Source organism: Sulfitobacter sp. 1A15299, assembly GCF_043556915.1.
Classification (GTDB): Bacteria; Pseudomonadota; Alphaproteobacteria; order Rhodobacterales; family Rhodobacteraceae; genus Sulfitobacter.
In genome coordinates, this window is record NZ_JBIFFJ010000002.1 from 368,228 (window position 1) to 382,941 (window position 14,714).

14 protein-coding genes are annotated in these 14,714 nt (G+C 62.6%); 5 read left to right on the top strand and 9 right to left on the bottom strand.

Going from position 1 to position 14,714, the window contains the following annotated elements; genetic code table 11:
- Window positions 1-2,205, top strand: coding sequence for an excinuclease ABC subunit UvrB (gene uvrB, locus ACGYK7_RS04970; protein WP_394399579.1), 2,205 nt, complete (start codon window positions 1-3; stop codon window positions 2,203-2,205).
- A gap of 58 nt (window positions 2,206-2,263) precedes the next feature.
- Here the strand turns inward: uvrB and ACGYK7_RS04975 are convergent, their stop codons facing one another.
- A complete protein-coding gene (locus ACGYK7_RS04975) occupies window positions 2,264-2,533 on the bottom strand; it encodes a GlsB/YeaQ/YmgE family stress response membrane protein (RefSeq protein ID WP_394399581.1) in 270 nt (89 codons plus the stop codon).
- 232 nt (window positions 2,534-2,765) lie between these two features.
- Window positions 2,766-3,122: a PRC-barrel domain-containing protein gene (locus tag ACGYK7_RS04980; protein WP_394399583.1), complete on the bottom strand. Its 357-nt coding sequence runs from the start codon at window positions 3,120-3,122 to the stop codon at window positions 2,766-2,768.
- A gap of 196 nt (window positions 3,123-3,318) precedes the next feature.
- On the opposite strand from ACGYK7_RS04980, the gene ACGYK7_RS04985 reads away from it, so the two are divergent.
- Both ACGYK7_RS04985 and ACGYK7_RS04990 read left to right on the top strand, forming a co-directional pair.
- The gene (locus tag ACGYK7_RS04985) at window positions 3,319-3,504 is read left to right on the top strand and encodes a PLDc N-terminal domain-containing protein (RefSeq protein ID WP_394399585.1); all 186 of its coding nucleotides are present in this window, start codon (window positions 3,319-3,321) and stop codon (window positions 3,502-3,504) included.
- A gap of 149 nt (window positions 3,505-3,653) precedes the next feature.
- Window positions 3,654-4,325, top strand: a complete 672-nt coding sequence (locus ACGYK7_RS04990) for a hypothetical protein (protein WP_394399587.1) — start codon at window positions 3,654-3,656, stop codon at window positions 4,323-4,325.
- A gap of 59 nt (window positions 4,326-4,384) precedes the next feature.
- Here the strand turns inward: ACGYK7_RS04990 and ACGYK7_RS04995 are convergent, their stop codons facing one another.
- The 3 genes from ACGYK7_RS04995 to ACGYK7_RS05005 all read right to left on the bottom strand — a co-directional run bounded on the left by ACGYK7_RS04995 (window position 4,385) and on the right by ACGYK7_RS05005 (window position 8,876).
- Window positions 4,385-6,673, bottom strand: a complete 2,289-nt coding sequence (locus ACGYK7_RS04995) for a glycosyl hydrolase family 28-related protein (RefSeq protein ID WP_394399589.1) — start codon at window positions 6,671-6,673, stop codon at window positions 4,385-4,387.
- Between the two features lie 148 nt (window positions 6,674-6,821).
- Window positions 6,822-7,223: a DUF4864 domain-containing protein gene (locus ACGYK7_RS05000; RefSeq protein ID WP_394399591.1), complete on the bottom strand. Its 402-nt coding sequence runs from the start codon at window positions 7,221-7,223 to the stop codon at window positions 6,822-6,824.
- Window positions 7,224-7,295: 72 nt separating this feature from the next.
- Entirely contained in the window at window positions 7,296-8,876 is a 1,581-nt protein-coding gene (locus ACGYK7_RS05005; protein WP_394399593.1) for a lysine--tRNA ligase, read from the bottom strand.
- A gap of 122 nt (window positions 8,877-8,998) precedes the next feature.
- On the opposite strand from ACGYK7_RS05005, the gene ACGYK7_RS05010 reads away from it, so the two are divergent.
- Window positions 8,999-9,421 carry a tellurite resistance TerB family protein gene (locus ACGYK7_RS05010; protein WP_067268129.1) on the top strand — a complete coding sequence of 141 codons (423 nt, stop codon included), beginning with the start codon at window positions 8,999-9,001 and terminating at the stop codon, window positions 9,419-9,421.
- A gap of 7 nt (window positions 9,422-9,428) precedes the next feature.
- On the opposite strand, the gene dacB is transcribed toward ACGYK7_RS05010, so the two are convergent.
- Window positions 9,429-11,039 carry a D-alanyl-D-alanine carboxypeptidase/D-alanyl-D-alanine-endopeptidase gene (gene dacB / locus ACGYK7_RS05015; protein ID WP_394399595.1) on the bottom strand — a complete coding sequence of 537 codons (1,611 nt, stop codon included), beginning with the start codon at window positions 11,037-11,039 and terminating at the stop codon, window positions 9,429-9,431.
- Window positions 11,040-11,139: 100 nt separating this feature from the next.
- Between dacB and ACGYK7_RS05020 the strand changes: the two genes are divergently transcribed.
- Window positions 11,140-11,973: a DMT family transporter gene (locus ACGYK7_RS05020; protein ID WP_394399597.1), complete on the top strand. Its 834-nt coding sequence runs from the start codon at window positions 11,140-11,142 to the stop codon at window positions 11,971-11,973.
- On the opposite strand, the gene ACGYK7_RS05025 is transcribed toward ACGYK7_RS05020, so the two are convergent.
- The 3 genes from ACGYK7_RS05025 to ACGYK7_RS05035 all read right to left on the bottom strand — a co-directional run bounded on the left by ACGYK7_RS05025 (window position 11,965) and on the right by ACGYK7_RS05035 (window position 14,637).
- Complete coding sequence (locus tag ACGYK7_RS05025; RefSeq protein ID WP_394399599.1) at window positions 11,965-12,558, bottom strand: nicotinate-nucleotide adenylyltransferase; 594 nt, start codon at window positions 12,556-12,558, stop codon at window positions 11,965-11,967. The two genes, ACGYK7_RS05020 and ACGYK7_RS05025, sit on opposite strands and share 9 nt — an antisense overlap.
- An 82-nt stretch (window positions 12,559-12,640) precedes the next feature.
- Complete coding sequence (locus ACGYK7_RS05030; RefSeq protein WP_394399601.1) at window positions 12,641-14,188, bottom strand: alanine/glycine:cation symporter family protein; 1,548 nt, start codon at window positions 14,186-14,188, stop codon at window positions 12,641-12,643.
- 11 nt (window positions 14,189-14,199) lie between these two features.
- Window positions 14,200-14,637, bottom strand: a complete 438-nt coding sequence (locus ACGYK7_RS05035) for a universal stress protein (protein WP_394399603.1) — start codon at window positions 14,635-14,637, stop codon at window positions 14,200-14,202.
- Window positions 14,638-14,714 lie beyond the last annotated feature (77 nt).

The following is a 14,714-nucleotide window of genomic DNA, read 5'->3' on the forward strand; positions in this document are numbered from 1 at the left end:
ATGCCCTATGCCCATTCCGACAAGACCGAGGGGATGCCAATGCTGGCAAACCCCGCGCCAGACGTGCGCAACCGCCCAAAGTTGGAGGGCGGCCATAAGTTCAAGCTGGTGACCGAGTTCGCTCCGGCGGGCGACCAGCCCACCGCGATCAAGGAATTGACCGAAGGGGTGAACGCGGGCGAGCGCGATCAGGTGCTTCTGGGCGCCACCGGCACGGGCAAGACCTTCACCATGGCAAAGGTGATCGAAGAGACGCAGCGCCCCGCCATCATCCTTGCCCCCAACAAGACGCTGGCGGCGCAGCTTTACGGCGAGTTCAAGGGCTTCTTCCCCGACAACGCGGTGGAATACTTCGTCTCCTATTACGACTATTACCAGCCCGAGGCCTATGTCGCGCGCTCCGACACTTTCATCGAGAAAGAGAGCCAGATCAACGAACAGATTGACCGGATGCGCCACTCCGCCACCCGCGCGCTTTTGGAGCGTGACGATGTGATCATCGTGGCCTCGGTGTCCTGCATCTACGGCATCGGTAGCGTCGAGACCTATGGCGCGATGACCCAAGACCTGAAAGCGGGCAGCATGTACGACCAGCGCAAGGTCATCGCCGATCTGGTCGCCCAGCAGTACAAGCGCAACGATGCGGCCTTTCAGCGCGGCTCCTTTAGGGTGCGCGGCGACAGTCTGGAAATCTTCCCCGCGCACCTTGATGACCGCGCCTGGCGGCTGTCATTCTTTGGCGAGGAATTGGAAAGCATCACCGAGTTCGACCCGCTGACCGGTGAGAAGACCGACACCTTCGACCAGATCCGCGTCTACGCCAACAGCCACTACGTGACGCCAAAGCCGACGATGCAGCAGGCCATCCAAGGCATCAAGAAAGAGCTGCGCACCCGGCTTGACCAACTGGTGGCCGACGGCAAACTGCTGGAGGCCCAGCGGCTTGAGCAGCGCACCAATTTCGACATCGAGATGCTGGAGGCCACCGGCGTCTGCAACGGGATCGAAAACTATTCGCGCTATCTGACGGGCCGCGCCCCGGGCGAGCCGCCCCCCACCCTCTTCGAGTTCATCCCCGACAACGCCATCGTCTTCGCCGATGAAAGCCACGTCTCCGTCCCGCAGATCGGTGGCATGTACAAGGGCGACTACCGGCGCAAGTTCACGCTGGCCGAACACGGCTTCCGCCTGCCCTCCTGCATGGACAACCGACCCCTGAAATTCGAGGAGTGGGACGCCATGCGCCCGCAATCGGTCTTCGTCTCCGCCACGCCCGCGGCATGGGAGATCGAGCAATCGGGCGGCGTCTTCACCGAACAGGTCATTCGCCCCACCGGCCTTTTGGACCCCAAGGTTGAGATCCGTCCCGTGGAGATGCAGGTCGACGATCTCTTGGACGAGGTCCGCAAGGTGGCCGCCGATGGCTACCGCACGCTTTGCACCGTGCTGACCAAGCGCATGGCCGAAGACCTTACGGAATACATGCACGAGCAGGGCATCCGCGTGCGCTACATGCACTCCGACATCGACACGATCGAGCGGATCGAAATCCTGCGCGACCTGCGCCTCGGGGCTTTTGATGTGCTGATCGGGATCAACCTGCTGCGCGAGGGGCTCGACATTCCCGAATGTGGGTTGGTGGCCATTCTCGACGGCGACAAGGAGGGTTTCCTGCGCTCGGAAACCTCGCTGATCCAGACCATCGGCCGCGCCGCGCGCAACGCGGAAGGCCGCGTCATCATGTATGCCGACCGCATCACCGGCTCGATGGAGCGCGCCATGGGCGAGACCGAGCGCCGCCGCGCCAAGCAGATCGCCTATAACGAGGAACATGGCATCACCCCGGCCACCGTGAAGAAGAACGTCGAAGACATCCTCGCCGGACTTTACAAAGGCGATGTGGACATGAACCGCGTCACCGCCAAGGTCGACAAGCCGATGGCGGGCGGGAACCTGCAAGCCGTGCTCGACGGGCTGCGCGCCGATATGCGCAAGGCGGCCGAGAACCTCGAGTTCGAGGAAGCCGCGCGGCTGCGCGATGAGGTCAAACGGCTGGAGGCCGTGGACCTTGCCGTCGCCGACGACCCGATGGCGCGTCAACAGGCGGTCGACCGCGCCGTCGATGCCGCGCAGCAAGCCTCGGGCCGCAGCACCTCGGGACGGGGCGGCATGCGCGGCGGCAATGTGAAACGCCGCAAACGCTAAAGAAAAAGGGCCGCCCCCGCGGGGTGGCCCTTGCACGATCCGACACTAAACGCCGCAGCTACCGTCGCAGCGCCGCCACCAAGGCCAGCACCAGCGCCGCACCGATTGCCGCGACCACCAGCAGCAAAAGCAAGCCCCCCGCAGCCACCACCGTCACGCCCAGCGCGGCAAGGATGAAAGGCAGCGCCACGGCGCCGACGACACCCAGAACAAGGTAAAGAAGACGGTTCCGGCCCGCCACGGCGCCGGCAATGGCCCCGGCGGCAAGCCCGACCACCACGAGTGCGATCAGCGCCACGGCGCCAAGTGTATCAAGAAAGGCTTCCATCGAAGGGAACTCCTAAATCAAATGAAGGGTACGAAAGGCACGCCGCATCCCGCGAGGGTCAACAACAAGCCAAGGGCAAACAATCGGCGCATCGGGGTTCCTTTCCAATCACGGCCAAACCAGCCGCACGCTCATCAGACCCGATCCGCCGCACAAAAACAATGGCGAACGCAGAGGATCGCCACAGCGAAAGGGAGGCGTCACCGCCTCCCCTAACTGCTTGGTGAGCTGTTCAAATCCAGTAATATGGCACGCCGTAGTGATCGAACGTCCGCTCTTGCCACGCGCGGTCGCTGTGCCACCGCTCGGTCCGTTCCGGCGCGCCTTTAACCGTTGCCTCGTCGATGTTCGTCATGAAACCATCGCGCGACGGGTCATAGTTCAACGCAGTCCACGGCACCGGGTAATGCTCTTCCCCGAGGCCCAGAAAACCGCCGAAGCCCATCACGGCATAGGCGACCTTGCCGGATTTCTTGTCGATCATCAGGTGATCGATATGGCCGATTTCGGTCCCATCCGCGCTGAAAACGGCGGTGCCGTTCACGTTGTCCGAAGAAACCAGCGATGCGGGTGCTGTCGTGTCAGTCATGGCTTGTTCCTCTCATGATTGCTGTACCGGCAAAACCCGAGATCGGCGGTGCCGGTTCCCGCAATACGGGCAGACTGGCGAGGATTGGCTCAGCCCCGTCGCGGCGCGCTGCGGGAACCAATAAGCCCGCCCTCGGGTTGTCCAACACTCGGGTTGTCCAACAATAGAAACGCACGCATTCGAGAGGGATCAAACAATGGAATATGGACTTTTAGGGCTCATCGTCCTCATCGCCGACATCTACGCCATCTATCAGGTCGCTACCTCAAACGCCTCGGGCGCGGCCAAGATCGCTTGGATCTTGGGCATCATCATCCTGCCGGTGCTGGGCTTTATCGCCTGGCTCATTGCAGGCCCCCGAGGCGACAAGGCTCACGTCTGACGGGGCTCACGTCTGACGGGGCTCACGTCTGACGCCCCTGACATAGCAACTGCGAAACCCGGTGCCCTCGGCGCCGGGTTTTCACGTTCTTCCCCCGCAAGCAACGATTTGTTAAGCGCTATTAACCAAGATCGCAGCAGGAGCCTGCCATGCGATCTGCCCTTTGCCTCACCCTACTGGCCTGCCAGTTCAGCCCCGCCGCCGCCGATGCTGGGCCATGGCTGCGCGAGGAAGGCACGACCTTCATCTCAAGTTCTTTCTCGGCAACCTACTTCTACGACCTCTCCCAAAGCACCTATATCGAATACGGGCTGCGCGAATCTCTCACCTTCGGCTTCGACCTCAACACCGCACAAAGCCGTTTTGGCCTGCAAAGCGGCCATGCCACCGTCTTCCTGCGTTTCCCCTTGGGAGAGCCGAGCGAGACAGGCCGCTGGGCCTATGACATCGGTGCCGGGGCAAGCTGGTCGGGGGAGTTCATCTCGCCCCACCTCAGGGCCGGGCTGTCTTGGGGCCGCGGCTTCACCTTGGGCGAACGGAATGGCTGGCTTACCGTCGATGCCTCCGCAAGATGGGAGTTTGGCTTTTCCCAAGAGGTCATCAAGATCGACAGCACCGCCGGGCTCGACTTCACCCCCGTGACCACCGGAATGGCACAGGTCTTTCTCACCTACACCGGGGGTGAGACCTATGCCAAATTCGCCCCTTCCATCGTCCTGTCGCCCAGCTTCACCAAATACCGCCTGCAATTGGGCAGCGAAATCCCCTTCGACGCGCCAGAAAATTCCGCCCTCACTCTTAGCCTCTGGCGGGAATTCTAAAGCAAATGGCCCCGCCGATCTCCGGCAGGGCCGCTTCACACCTCAGGGCCGCGCCTCGGTTAGCGGTTGTCCATCCGCACCATGACAGAGACCTTGCCCTTCACCGGCGTTGGCCAAACCACATGCAACTGATCCCGGTCCGGCCCCTCGGCGTGTTTCACATAAGGCATGTCGAATTGCGCCACGTTGTTGCCGTTGCGGATCGCCCCATGGGCCACCACCGCATCACTGTTGAGCGCTTGCCCCTCGAACGGCAGATGCCCGGCGGTATCAATCACCCACGTCTCTGACGGGGTCGATTGGGTGAACTCGATCTCGGCCATATTCTCAACCTGCGTGGTCACCGCATGGAAGGAATTGCCCTTCATTACCACGTTCTTGCAACGCGACAGATCAAGATCGGCAAAGGTCGTATCCACCCGCTCGGCCCGGTCGATGCTGCCGTTGAGACTGCGGAAACGGTTGCCGGTGATGCTCACCCCGCTCAGGAAATGCCCCGCACCATGCGGTTTTACTACGATATAGCTAAACCACGGGGCGACTTCCCCAGACAAAAAGATATTGTCGCTGATGCTGAGCGCACTGAATGAGTAGCCCGTGGTGAAGGCCGGGGTCGGGTCTTGCTCATTCGTCCATTCGATAAAGCAATTGTCGACGTAGTTCCCCGTCACCACCGCGCTGGTATGGGCCGAAGCAAGGATCAACCCCGCCGAGCGAACACCGTTGTCGACCTCATCGCCCTGAAAGAAATGATTGCCCGTCACGATGCTGTTGCCCCCCGCAAGCAGCGCGAAGTGGCGGAACTTGGTCGCACGGCAATCGCGCAGCTTCACGTCGTTGGCGTTGGTGTTAAGCGCGATGGAGGACCGGTTCGGCACGGTCAGCGCATCCTCCGCCGACAGAAACTGGCAGCGGTCGATCAACATGCCCTGACAGCCCCCGCCGATCGAGGTGACGCCGCGGTCTTTCGGGCGGCTGACGAAACAGTCGCGCAGGTGAAAGATCAGCCCCGAAGGCGCAAGGTTGATCGCGCTGCAGCGGTTGTTGCACTGGAACTCGATATCATCGAGCACGAATTTCGACAGCGAGGCGAAGCCGCTGAAATCCACCATGTATTGGAACTTGCGGAAGGTGAAATTCTGCGTTCCTTCCGCATCGTAAAGCGGCGCGTTGAGCGTGATCTCCTGCGTGGCGACATTCTTGGACCGCACATAGATCTCGCGCCCCACCCCTGTCCCTTCAACGAGCGCGCCCACCGGCACATTGGCGATATTGGTGACATTAGTCAGCTTGCGCGCGTCCGAAGCCGCGTAGCGCCCCTGCGAGGTCACCACCACCGTATCCCAAGCGCTGCTCGACGCGGCCTCAAGCTGGCCGTTGCGGATCACCCGGCGGGTGGCATAGCTGGTCTTGTCCGGCACCGCCGCCTGCATGTCGAGCGGCCCGGTCACATTCACCTTGCGCCCCCCCATATCGAGCGAATCGTGATCCGCATTGTTCAAAAGCGCCTGAAATGCTTTCAGAAAAGCGGTCTCTTCATTTTCGAAGGCTTCGATATAGCTGGGCAGATCGAAATTGCGGCGCAGCAGCAGCACCGCCCCCACCGGCATGGTCACATGACCCTCGAATTTGACCTGCGTGTCAAAGGTCACATCCCCGTTCAACAGGTAGTTCCCCGCAGGCACCAGTACCGTGCGCCCCGCCGCGGCGGCATTTGCGGCCTCGAAGGCGACGGTGTCGTCGCTCACCCCATTGCCGACCGCACCAAAGTCGCGCACATCGACCTGCGCCAGCATGTCCCGCAGAAAGACCGAGGTGACATCCTCGATCACGATATCGTCGATCCGGACCACACCGCCCGTGGGCCCGGTCAGGTCCAGCCCGAAATGCCCGTAGACGGCCCCGGTGCCCCAGACCATATCGACCCCGCCACGGTCGCCGCTGCCGATGATCGCGCTGACCTCGACCACCTCGCCATAGGCCGTCAGCGCAACCGCCGGCCCGGTCTCCGTCACACCGCTCACCCGGCCCCCACCCGCCTGCGCCGGATAGCCCGCGATCCGCACCGTCGGCAGGTTACCACTGACCGCCTTCACCCGCGCTGTCACCCGCAGATAGCAGCCCGGCAGCAGCGGGGTCTGCCCCATGTAGCGCAGCCGCTGCGTGGCCTGCGTTTTCAGCAGTTCCAGCGCCCCACCGAAATCCTGATCTGCGGGGACAAAGGCGGCATTGGCCGCGTTCTCATAGGTGTCCGACCCCGGCGTGCCGTCGCCGCTTGACCAGACATCCAGCCCCGCCGCAAAGGGGGTGGGCATCAACACCACGCCATCGGTAATCGCCTTGTTCATCGCATTTCCTTTCCCCGGTCCGCACCTCCCACCGGGGCGCGCCGCTCAACTGCTCAGGCTCGGCGAGGGCCGAACCGCGAGGTCAGGGAAGTATCAACGATGTATTAACCCGCATTTGCCCCGCCGTGCGGGAGCCGCGCAACAAGGGTCAGACATTGGCCCCCGGCGCGTCGAGGATTTGCACCGCGCCAATGCGCCAGCCCGCCTCCGTCTTTTCCATCAAATAGCCCAGCAGATGCGTGAACCCTTGAGGATCGACCACCTGCACCACCTGATAGAAACGCGCCCCATCCGCGCGCCGGTCGAGGAACCGCACCTCCGCCGGGTTCTGCACCATGGGGTAGCCATTGCTTACCATGCTGCGAAAGTTCTCAGGGGTTTGGAAATAGCGCTGCAAATTCGGCGTGGCGAATTCTAATGCGGTGGCGAAATCATTCGCGCGAAAGGCGTCGAACTGGCGGTTGATCGTCTCTTCGATCTCGGCCTGCTGCGCCATCGCGCCAAAGCTCAGGAGGGCCGATAGCACCAGCCCTCCGAAAAACGTGAACATCCCTTTGCGCATTGCCTTTCCCCCTTGCCCTTGCTGAATGATCTAAGTCACGCAAGGGCAGAGGCAAAAGTTTCACGCGCCGGTCAGCTTGCCCGCAAGCGCGTCGTCGATCAGCGCCACGGTCTCGTCCACACCATACAGCGCGATGAACCCGCCGAACCGCGGCCCTTGATCGGCCCCCAGAAGCACCTGGTACAGCGCCTTGAACCAGTCGCGCAGCGGATCGAAACGCTCCTTGCCGACGGCGAAAACCATGCTCTGCAGCGCCTCGGCATCAAGGCCGCTGTCCCAGACCTTCAGCCGCTCGCGCAGGTCTTCCAGCGCCTCGCGTTCCAACTCGGTGGGCGCGCGGAACACCTTCGTCGGTTTTACGAAGTCGTTGAAATAGCGCACCGCGTGACCTGCCGCCGCATCCATGCCGGGATTGGCCTCGGGCGTTGCCTCGGGCGCATAGCGCTGGATGAAGCCCCAAAGCTGCGACTTGTCCTCGGCGCTCGACACCGAGGCGAGGTTCAAGAGCATCGAGAAGGGCACCACCATGTCTGACTTCGGGACATCACCGCCGTGGATGTGCCAGACGGGGTTGTTAAGCCGTGCCTTCACGTCCTGCGTCTCATAGGCGCGCAGCTGCTGGTGGTATTCGTCGACCGCCTTGGGGATCACGTCGAAATACATGCGCTTGGCCGTCTTCGGCTTGAGGAACATGAAATACGACAGGCTCTCGGTGCTGGCATAGGTCAGCCACTCGTCGATCGAGATGCCGTTGCCCGAGGACTTGGAGATCTTCTGCCCGTTCTCATCGAGGAACAGCTCATAGCTGAAATGCTCGGGCTTCTTGCCGCCCAAGATCTCGCAGATGCGGTCGTAGATCGCGGTGTTGGTGGCGTGCTCCTTGCCGTACATCTCGAAGTCGACGTCGAGCGCGGCCCAGCGGGCGCCGAAGTCGGGCTTCCACTGCAGCTTCACGTTGCCCCCCGTGACCGGCAGGGTCATCTCGTTGCCGTCCTCGTCGTCGAAGGTGATCGTGCCGTCCTTGGCGTTGACCTCCTTCATCGGCACATACATGACGCGCCCCGTCTCGGGGTGGATCGGCAGAAAGATCGAATAGGTTTGGCGACGCTCCTCGCGCAGCGACTTCAGCATCACTTCCATGATCTCGTCGTATTTCTCGCAGGCGCGCAGCAGCACCTCGTCGAACTGGCCCGAGCGGTAGAACTCGCGCGCCGAATAGAACTCATACTCGAAGCCGAAGGTGTCGAGGAAGCGGCGCAGCATCGCGTTGTTGTGATGGCCAAAGCTTTCATGCGTGCCGAAGGGGTCGGGCACGGAGGTCAACGGCTTGTGCATATGCTCTTCGAGCATCTCGCGCTGCGGCACGTTGCCCGGCACCTTGCGCATGCCATCGAGGTCATCCGAGAAACAGACCAGCTTGGTCGGAATGTCGCTGATCTCTTCAAAGGCGCGCTTGATCATCGTGGTGCGCAGCACCTCGCCGAAGGTGCCGATATGCGGCAGGCCCGAGGGGCCATAGCCGGTCTCGAACAGCACATAACCCTTCTCTGGCGGCTTCTTGGCATAGCGTTTGAGCACCCGGCGGGCTTCTTCAAAGGGCCATGCTTTGCTGCTGAGTGCCGCGTCTCGGGTCTCGGACATGTCAGATCATCCATCTCTTGGCGTCCCTGCGCCCAATGCGCACGGGGTCGCCCGTTCCTATTGCTTCACTCCCTGAGGGTCAATATTCTGCACCGCAACATACCTGTGCAAAGGATACCGCGATGCCCGACACATCTTCCCTCTCGCTCAGCGCCCAAGACAGCCTTGTCGCGCTGATGATCGCGGTCTCGGCCTCGGATGAGGACATCCGCACCGCCGAACTGGTCAAAATCGAATCCGCGCTGAACTTGCTGCCGGTCTTCTCGGGCTATGACAATGACCGCGTCTCGACGATTGGCAAAACGGTCTTTGACCTGTTCGAACAGGAGGACGGATTGGATGCCCTCTTTGGCCTGATCCGCGAGGCCCTGCCGGAGCGTTTGCATGAAACGGCCTATGCGCTGGCCTGCGACGTGGCCGCCGCCGATGGCACGCTAGACGAGGCCGAACTGCGCCTGCTCGAAGAAATCCGCTATGAGCTTAACATCGACAGGCTCCACGCCGCCGCGATCGAACGCGGCGCGCGGGCGCGGCACCTGACCTAAGCGCGGGTTAGGACTCTTCCAAAGCGACTTCCGGCTCGGCCCCGATATCTTCGGCATCAGAGTCGGGCGCGGTTTGAGCCTCTGGCGCGGCGTCGCTCTCCGGCTCGGGCTTCACAGCCACGTTGTACAAAAGCCCCCACCGCTCCAGCAGCCCGCGTTGCACACGTTTGGCCCGCGCGTTCCAAGCCCGCGCCCCCGGCGGGCGCTCTCGCTCGGCCCGGCTGATCTTGGCCCGCTCCTCGATATTCGCGGTCAGGATCGCAAAGGCCAGCACCCGGTCCTCGGGCGTGGTCAGGAAGCCGGCCAGCGCCGAGACGAAGTTCAGCGTGCCGGTCTTCGCGTCGATCTCAATCGGATTGTCGCGCTCAGGCCGGCCCCGATCATCGCGCAGATAGACCGGTTTCAGGATCGGCCGCAGCCCCGTGCCATGAATGCGCGCCAGCCCTCCGGCCATGTCATGCACGGTCATCTTGCTGTCGTCGCCAAGACCCGAATGGTCGATCATCGCCGGGTTTTCCATGCCCAGTTCCTCAATCGCCCATTTGTTCATTTCGGCGGCAGAGGCGCGCAGGCTCGGCACCGTGCCCAACCGTTTGGCGCTGGCGGCCATGCCGACCATCTCGGCGGTCAGATTGGTGGAATACTCCAACATGTCCTTGAGGATGGACCGCAACTCGGCGCTGCGGTGGGTGACGAGGGTCTCGCCCTCTGGCAGCGTCTCGACCAGTTCCGCATCGCCCAGTTTGATGCCATGGCTCCGCGCGATGGTGGCAAAGATGTCGCCCGCATAGACACCGGGCCGTCGGATCGGCAGCCAACGCGCCCCGCCCGAGCCCAAAGCCCCCTTTGCAACTGTCCAGACATCGCGTTCGGGCCGGTTTTCATAGGTATAGACCGGCCCGCTGCGGTCCACGACCTCCATCGTGGCGGTGCGCACGGCGGGGGCATAGCGCGCCGCGCGGCCCTCCATCGTTACGTCATAGCCGTCACCGCTGCGCTTCCACTCGAAATGCACCCGGTTGTAGTTCAGCGCGATGCCTGAGACGCCGGGGTTGTAGCCCACATGGTCGGGCTGTTCGGGATCAATCGCAAAGGTCGCAGGCAGCGCGCCTTCATAGACCTTGAAAGCCCCCTTCACGCCGATGATGCCCGCCTCTTTCAACTCCTCGGCCATCTGCCCCAGATTGTCACTGTCGAGGGTCGGATCCCCTCCGCCAACGAGGATCAGATCGCCCTGCACCTCGCCACCCACAACACCGCCGGTCGCCAAAAGGCGCGTCTCGAACACATGATCCGGCCCCAGTTCATCCAGCGCATAAAGCGCGGTGATCGCCTTGATGCTGCTGGCGGGCGGGATGCCATCGGTGGCGTTGGACGCCTCCAGCCAGATGCCAGTGTCGACATCGACCACGGCAAAGGCCACCGTGCCGGTGATGCCGCTGTCGGCGATGATCTCGGACACATTCGGAATGGCCTGTTTATACAGGTCGGCATCGCGCCCCACGGGGCGCAATGAAGTGGTCGGCGGCTCGGCCCAGGCAGAGGCCGCCGCCAGTGCAGCGGCAGCCGTCCCAAGGAAAATGCGGCGTGTGAAACGTCGTGAAAAATTCTGGCTCATGGGCTTGATATAAACCCCAAGCGGCGTTCGGCCACAACCGCTCTGACAATGGTGGAACTTTCGCAGTTGCACAAAACCGCCGACCTGCTACCCCAACGTCATGCAACGCGCTATCCCGATCATGTTTATCGCCATGTCGCTGATCCCCGCAGGGGACAGCGCGGGGAAAATCCTGACCTCTGGCATGGGGGTGGCACCGGTCTTCGTGGCATGGTCGCGCTTTGCCATTGGGGCGCTGATGGTGCTGCCGTTCCTGCCCCGTGGCACATGGGGGCTGATGCGCGATTGGCGGCTCTGGCTGCGGGCGGGCACCTTGGCCTTGGGGATCACCTGCATTCAAACCGCGCTCAGAACCGAGGCGATTGCCAATGTCTTTGCCGCCTTCTTTATCGGGCCGATGATCAGCTATCTGCTGGCCGCGATGTTTCTGCGCGAGCGCATCAGCCTGCTGCGCAGCGCGTTGATCCTGATGGGTTTTTGCGGCGTGCTGCTGGTGGTGCGTCCGGGGCTGGGCGGCGGCACAGGCGGGCCGGGGCTGCTCTTTGCCGTGGCGGCGGGGCTGTTCTACGGCGTCTTTCTCACCATGTCGCGCTGGCTGTCTGACCTCGCCCCACCCCTCGCGCTGACCTTTACCCAACTGGCGATGAGCGCGGTGATGCTGCTGCCCTTGGGGCTGATGAACCTGCCCGCGGCGACCCTGCCCGTCGCGGGGCTGGCCACCGCGAGCGCGCTGTTTTCCATGCTGGGCAATCTGCTGCTGCTCTATGCCTACCGCCGGGCGCCCGCCACGCGGCTGGCGCCGCTGGTCTATTTCCAACTGATCGCGGCGGTGCTGCTGGGGCTGTTCCTGTTCAGCACCCTGCCCGATGCGCTGACTTGGGCAGGGCTTGCGGTGATCATCACTGCGGGCATCACTTCGGCCCGGCTACGCTGAGCGCCAGCCCCCCGCCGCGCGCAATGCGGTGGAAGAGACATCGACCATCGGCACATTGACGAAACACCACGCAGGCGCCGTGGCGCGGCCCAGCAATTGGCTGTTCCGCCCCGCAATCCGGTAGGGCGCATAAAGCGTCGCTGCCCGGCTCATCCGGGCCGAGATGCGCTGGCCGGGCCTTGCCAACACGCCCACCGGCACCGTCTCCATGATCTGCCGCCAGTCTTGCCAGAGGTGGAACTGCGCAAGGTTATCGGCCCCCATCAGCCAGATGAACCGCACGCCGGGATAGTGCTGCCGCAGCGCCGCCAGCGTCTGAGCGGTGTAGCGCGTGCCAAGCTGCGCCTCGATATCCGTGATCTCGACCTTGGGATGATCCATCACCACCCGCGCCCGCGCCATGCGCTGCGCCATGGGCGCCGGGCCATGCTCTTTCAACGGGTTGCCGGGGCTCAGCAGCCACCAGACCCGATCCAGCCCAAAGCGTTTCAAGGCCTCGCGGGTGATATGCGCATGGCCCTCATGCGCCGGGTCAAACGACCCGCCCAACAGGCCCACAACCTGCCCTTTGGTGGCGAATGGCATGGTATTGCGCAAGAAAATGGCCCCCGATCCGAAATCAGGGGCCAAAGGAGGGGCATTGCAGCCCTTTGTCAATGCGAAGCCCTTACTTGTGCTTCACGATCTCGCCCGAGCGCAGCCGCGCGACATAGCTGTTCAACTCACGCTTCACGATCGGCATCAGGAAATAGAGCGCGATGATGTTCACGATCGCCATTGAGAAGAGCATCGCATCGCTGAAGTCGATCACCGGCCCAAGGCTCGCCGCCGCGCCGATCACGATGAAGAGGCAGAAGATCACCTTGAAGGTCAACTCCTTCGCCGCCCCCTCGCCAAAGAGATAGGTCCACGCCTTGAGCCCGTAGTAGGACCAGCTGATCATGGTCGAAAAGGCAAAGAGCACCACCGCCACCATCAGCAGCACCGGGAACCAGGAGAAGGCCCGCGCATAGGCCGCCGAGGTCAGGGCCACGCCGCTGACTTCGCCCTCGGTCGCGATCCGGCCAGCTTCGGCGTTCCAGATATAGAGACCGGTCTCGGGGTCTTGGTTGAGCACGCCGCTGATCACGATGACCAGCGCGGTCATGGTGCAGATCACCACCGTGTCGATGAAGGGCTCCAGCAGGGCGACGTAGCCCTCGGTCACCGGCTCCTTGGTGCGCACCGCCGAGTGGGCGATGGCGGCCGAGCCGATGCCCGCCTCGTTGGAGAAGGCCGCGCGGCGGAAGCCCTGGATCAGCGCGCCGGTAAAGCCGCCGACCACGCCGAGGCCGGTAAAGGCGCCCATGAAGATCTGCCCGAAGGCCCAGCCGATCATATCCCAATTGATGATCAGGATCAGGATCGAGACCAACACATAGAAGATACCCATGAAAGGCACGATCTTTTCAGTCACCCGCGCGATGGATTTCAGACCGCCCGCGATCACCGCAAAGGTCACGCCGGCAAGGACGACCCCGGTGATCCAGCCCGGATAGTCCCCCAAGACACCCGCAAGCTGGGCATGGGCTTGATTGGCTTGGAACATATTGCCCCCGCCAAGCGCGCCGAGGATGGTGAAGATCGAAAAGAGCACCGCCATGAAGCCCCCCAGCGGTAAGCCACGCTCGGAAAAGCCTTTGACGATGTAATACATCGGCCCGCCCGAGACATGGCCGTCGGGGAATTCATTGCGGTATTTCACACCGAGCGTACATTCGGTGAACTTCGTGGCCATGCCGAACAGGCCCGCGATCACCATCCAAAAGGTCGCCCCCGGCCCGCCGATGCTGACCGCCACCGCGACGCCCGCGATATTGCCCAGACCCACGGTGCCCGACAGCGCCGTCGCCAGCGCTTGGAAGTGGCTCACCTCGCCCGCGTCGTCGGGATCGGAGTAATCCCCTCTCACAAGCTGGATCGAATGCCAGAACCCTTTAATCTGGATGGCCCCGAAATAGACGGTGAAGACCACGGCCCCCACGACCAGCCAAAGCGCGATCCAAGAAAAATTCGTGCCCGGTAGCGGGGCAAAGATGAAAGATACGTACCAGCCGGTATAATCGGCAAAAATCTGGTTGATACGTTGGTCGATGCCGATAGTCTCTTGCGCGGCGGCAAGGCCCGGCAGCAATGACGCAAAGGCCGCCATCGCAAAGGTCAGTAACTTGTTCATGGCGTTTCCTTTCAGGGAATGATCGTGACCGGCACGCTGGAGCCTGCGACCAACCGGCCCGTCACCCCACCGAAGAGCCGCTTGAGGCCCCGCTCACCAACCCGCCCGACGACGATCTGAATCGCGCCACGCTTCTTGGCCACCGCTTCGAGGATATCGGCCACGTCGCCATGCCGCACGATACCCTCGACCTCGACACCGGCGGCCTTGGCCTCGGCCACAGCAGGATCGAGCACCACATCATGGGCGCGCTGCAACTCCTGCTCGCGCCGCTTGTGGCGCTGCTCGTTCTCTTCCTTGGTCTGAAAGGTGAAAGGCGACCATTCGATCACAAAGCAAACGGTGATCGAACAATCCCCGATCTGTTTGGCCTGTGACTGAGCAAACGCCAAGGCACGCGCACCGGCCTCCGACCCGTCCAGACCCACAACGATGGTGGATTTAGTCATGAGTATTTCCCTGTTGTTGCGCTAAAGGCAGCCCCCATGACGGGCGAAAACCGCCTTCAACCTCCCTACTCTGAAGT

Bases quoted from the DNA above. Each gene is read 5' to 3' on its own strand.
- uvrB (WP_394399579.1), top strand. From the start codon at position 1: ATGCCCTATGCCCATTCCGACAAGACCGAGGGGATGCCAATGCTGGCA.
- ACGYK7_RS04975 (WP_394399581.1), bottom strand. From the start codon at position 2,533: ATGGAAGCCTTTCTTGATACACTTGGCGCCGTGGCGCTGATCGCACTC.
- ACGYK7_RS04980 (WP_394399583.1), bottom strand. From the start codon at position 3,122: ATGACTGACACGACAGCACCCGCATCGCTGGTTTCTTCGGACAACGTG.
- ACGYK7_RS04985 (WP_394399585.1), top strand. From the start codon at position 3,319: ATGGAATATGGACTTTTAGGGCTCATCGTCCTCATCGCCGACATCTAC.
- ACGYK7_RS04990 (WP_394399587.1), top strand. From the start codon at position 3,654: ATGCGATCTGCCCTTTGCCTCACCCTACTGGCCTGCCAGTTCAGCCCC.
- ACGYK7_RS04995 (WP_394399589.1), bottom strand. From the start codon at position 6,673: ATGAACAAGGCGATTACCGATGGCGTGGTGTTGATGCCCACCCCCTTT.
- ACGYK7_RS05000 (WP_394399591.1), bottom strand. From the start codon at position 7,223: ATGTTCACGTTTTTCGGAGGGCTGGTGCTATCGGCCCTCCTGAGCTTT.
- ACGYK7_RS05005 (WP_394399593.1), bottom strand. From the start codon at position 8,876: ATGTCCGAGACCCGAGACGCGGCACTCAGCAGCAAAGCATGGCCCTTT.
- ACGYK7_RS05010 (WP_067268129.1), top strand. From the start codon at position 8,999: ATGCCCGACACATCTTCCCTCTCGCTCAGCGCCCAAGACAGCCTTGTC.
- dacB (WP_394399595.1), bottom strand. From the start codon at position 11,039: ATGAGCCAGAATTTTTCACGACGTTTCACACGCCGCATTTTCCTTGGG.
- ACGYK7_RS05020 (WP_394399597.1), top strand. From the start codon at position 11,140: ATGCAACGCGCTATCCCGATCATGTTTATCGCCATGTCGCTGATCCCC.
- ACGYK7_RS05025 (WP_394399599.1), bottom strand. From the start codon at position 12,558: ATGCCATTCGCCACCAAAGGGCAGGTTGTGGGCCTGTTGGGCGGGTCG.
- ACGYK7_RS05030 (WP_394399601.1), bottom strand. From the start codon at position 14,188: ATGAACAAGTTACTGACCTTTGCGATGGCGGCCTTTGCGTCATTGCTG.
- ACGYK7_RS05035 (WP_394399603.1), bottom strand. From the start codon at position 14,637: ATGACTAAATCCACCATCGTTGTGGGTCTGGACGGGTCGGAGGCCGGT.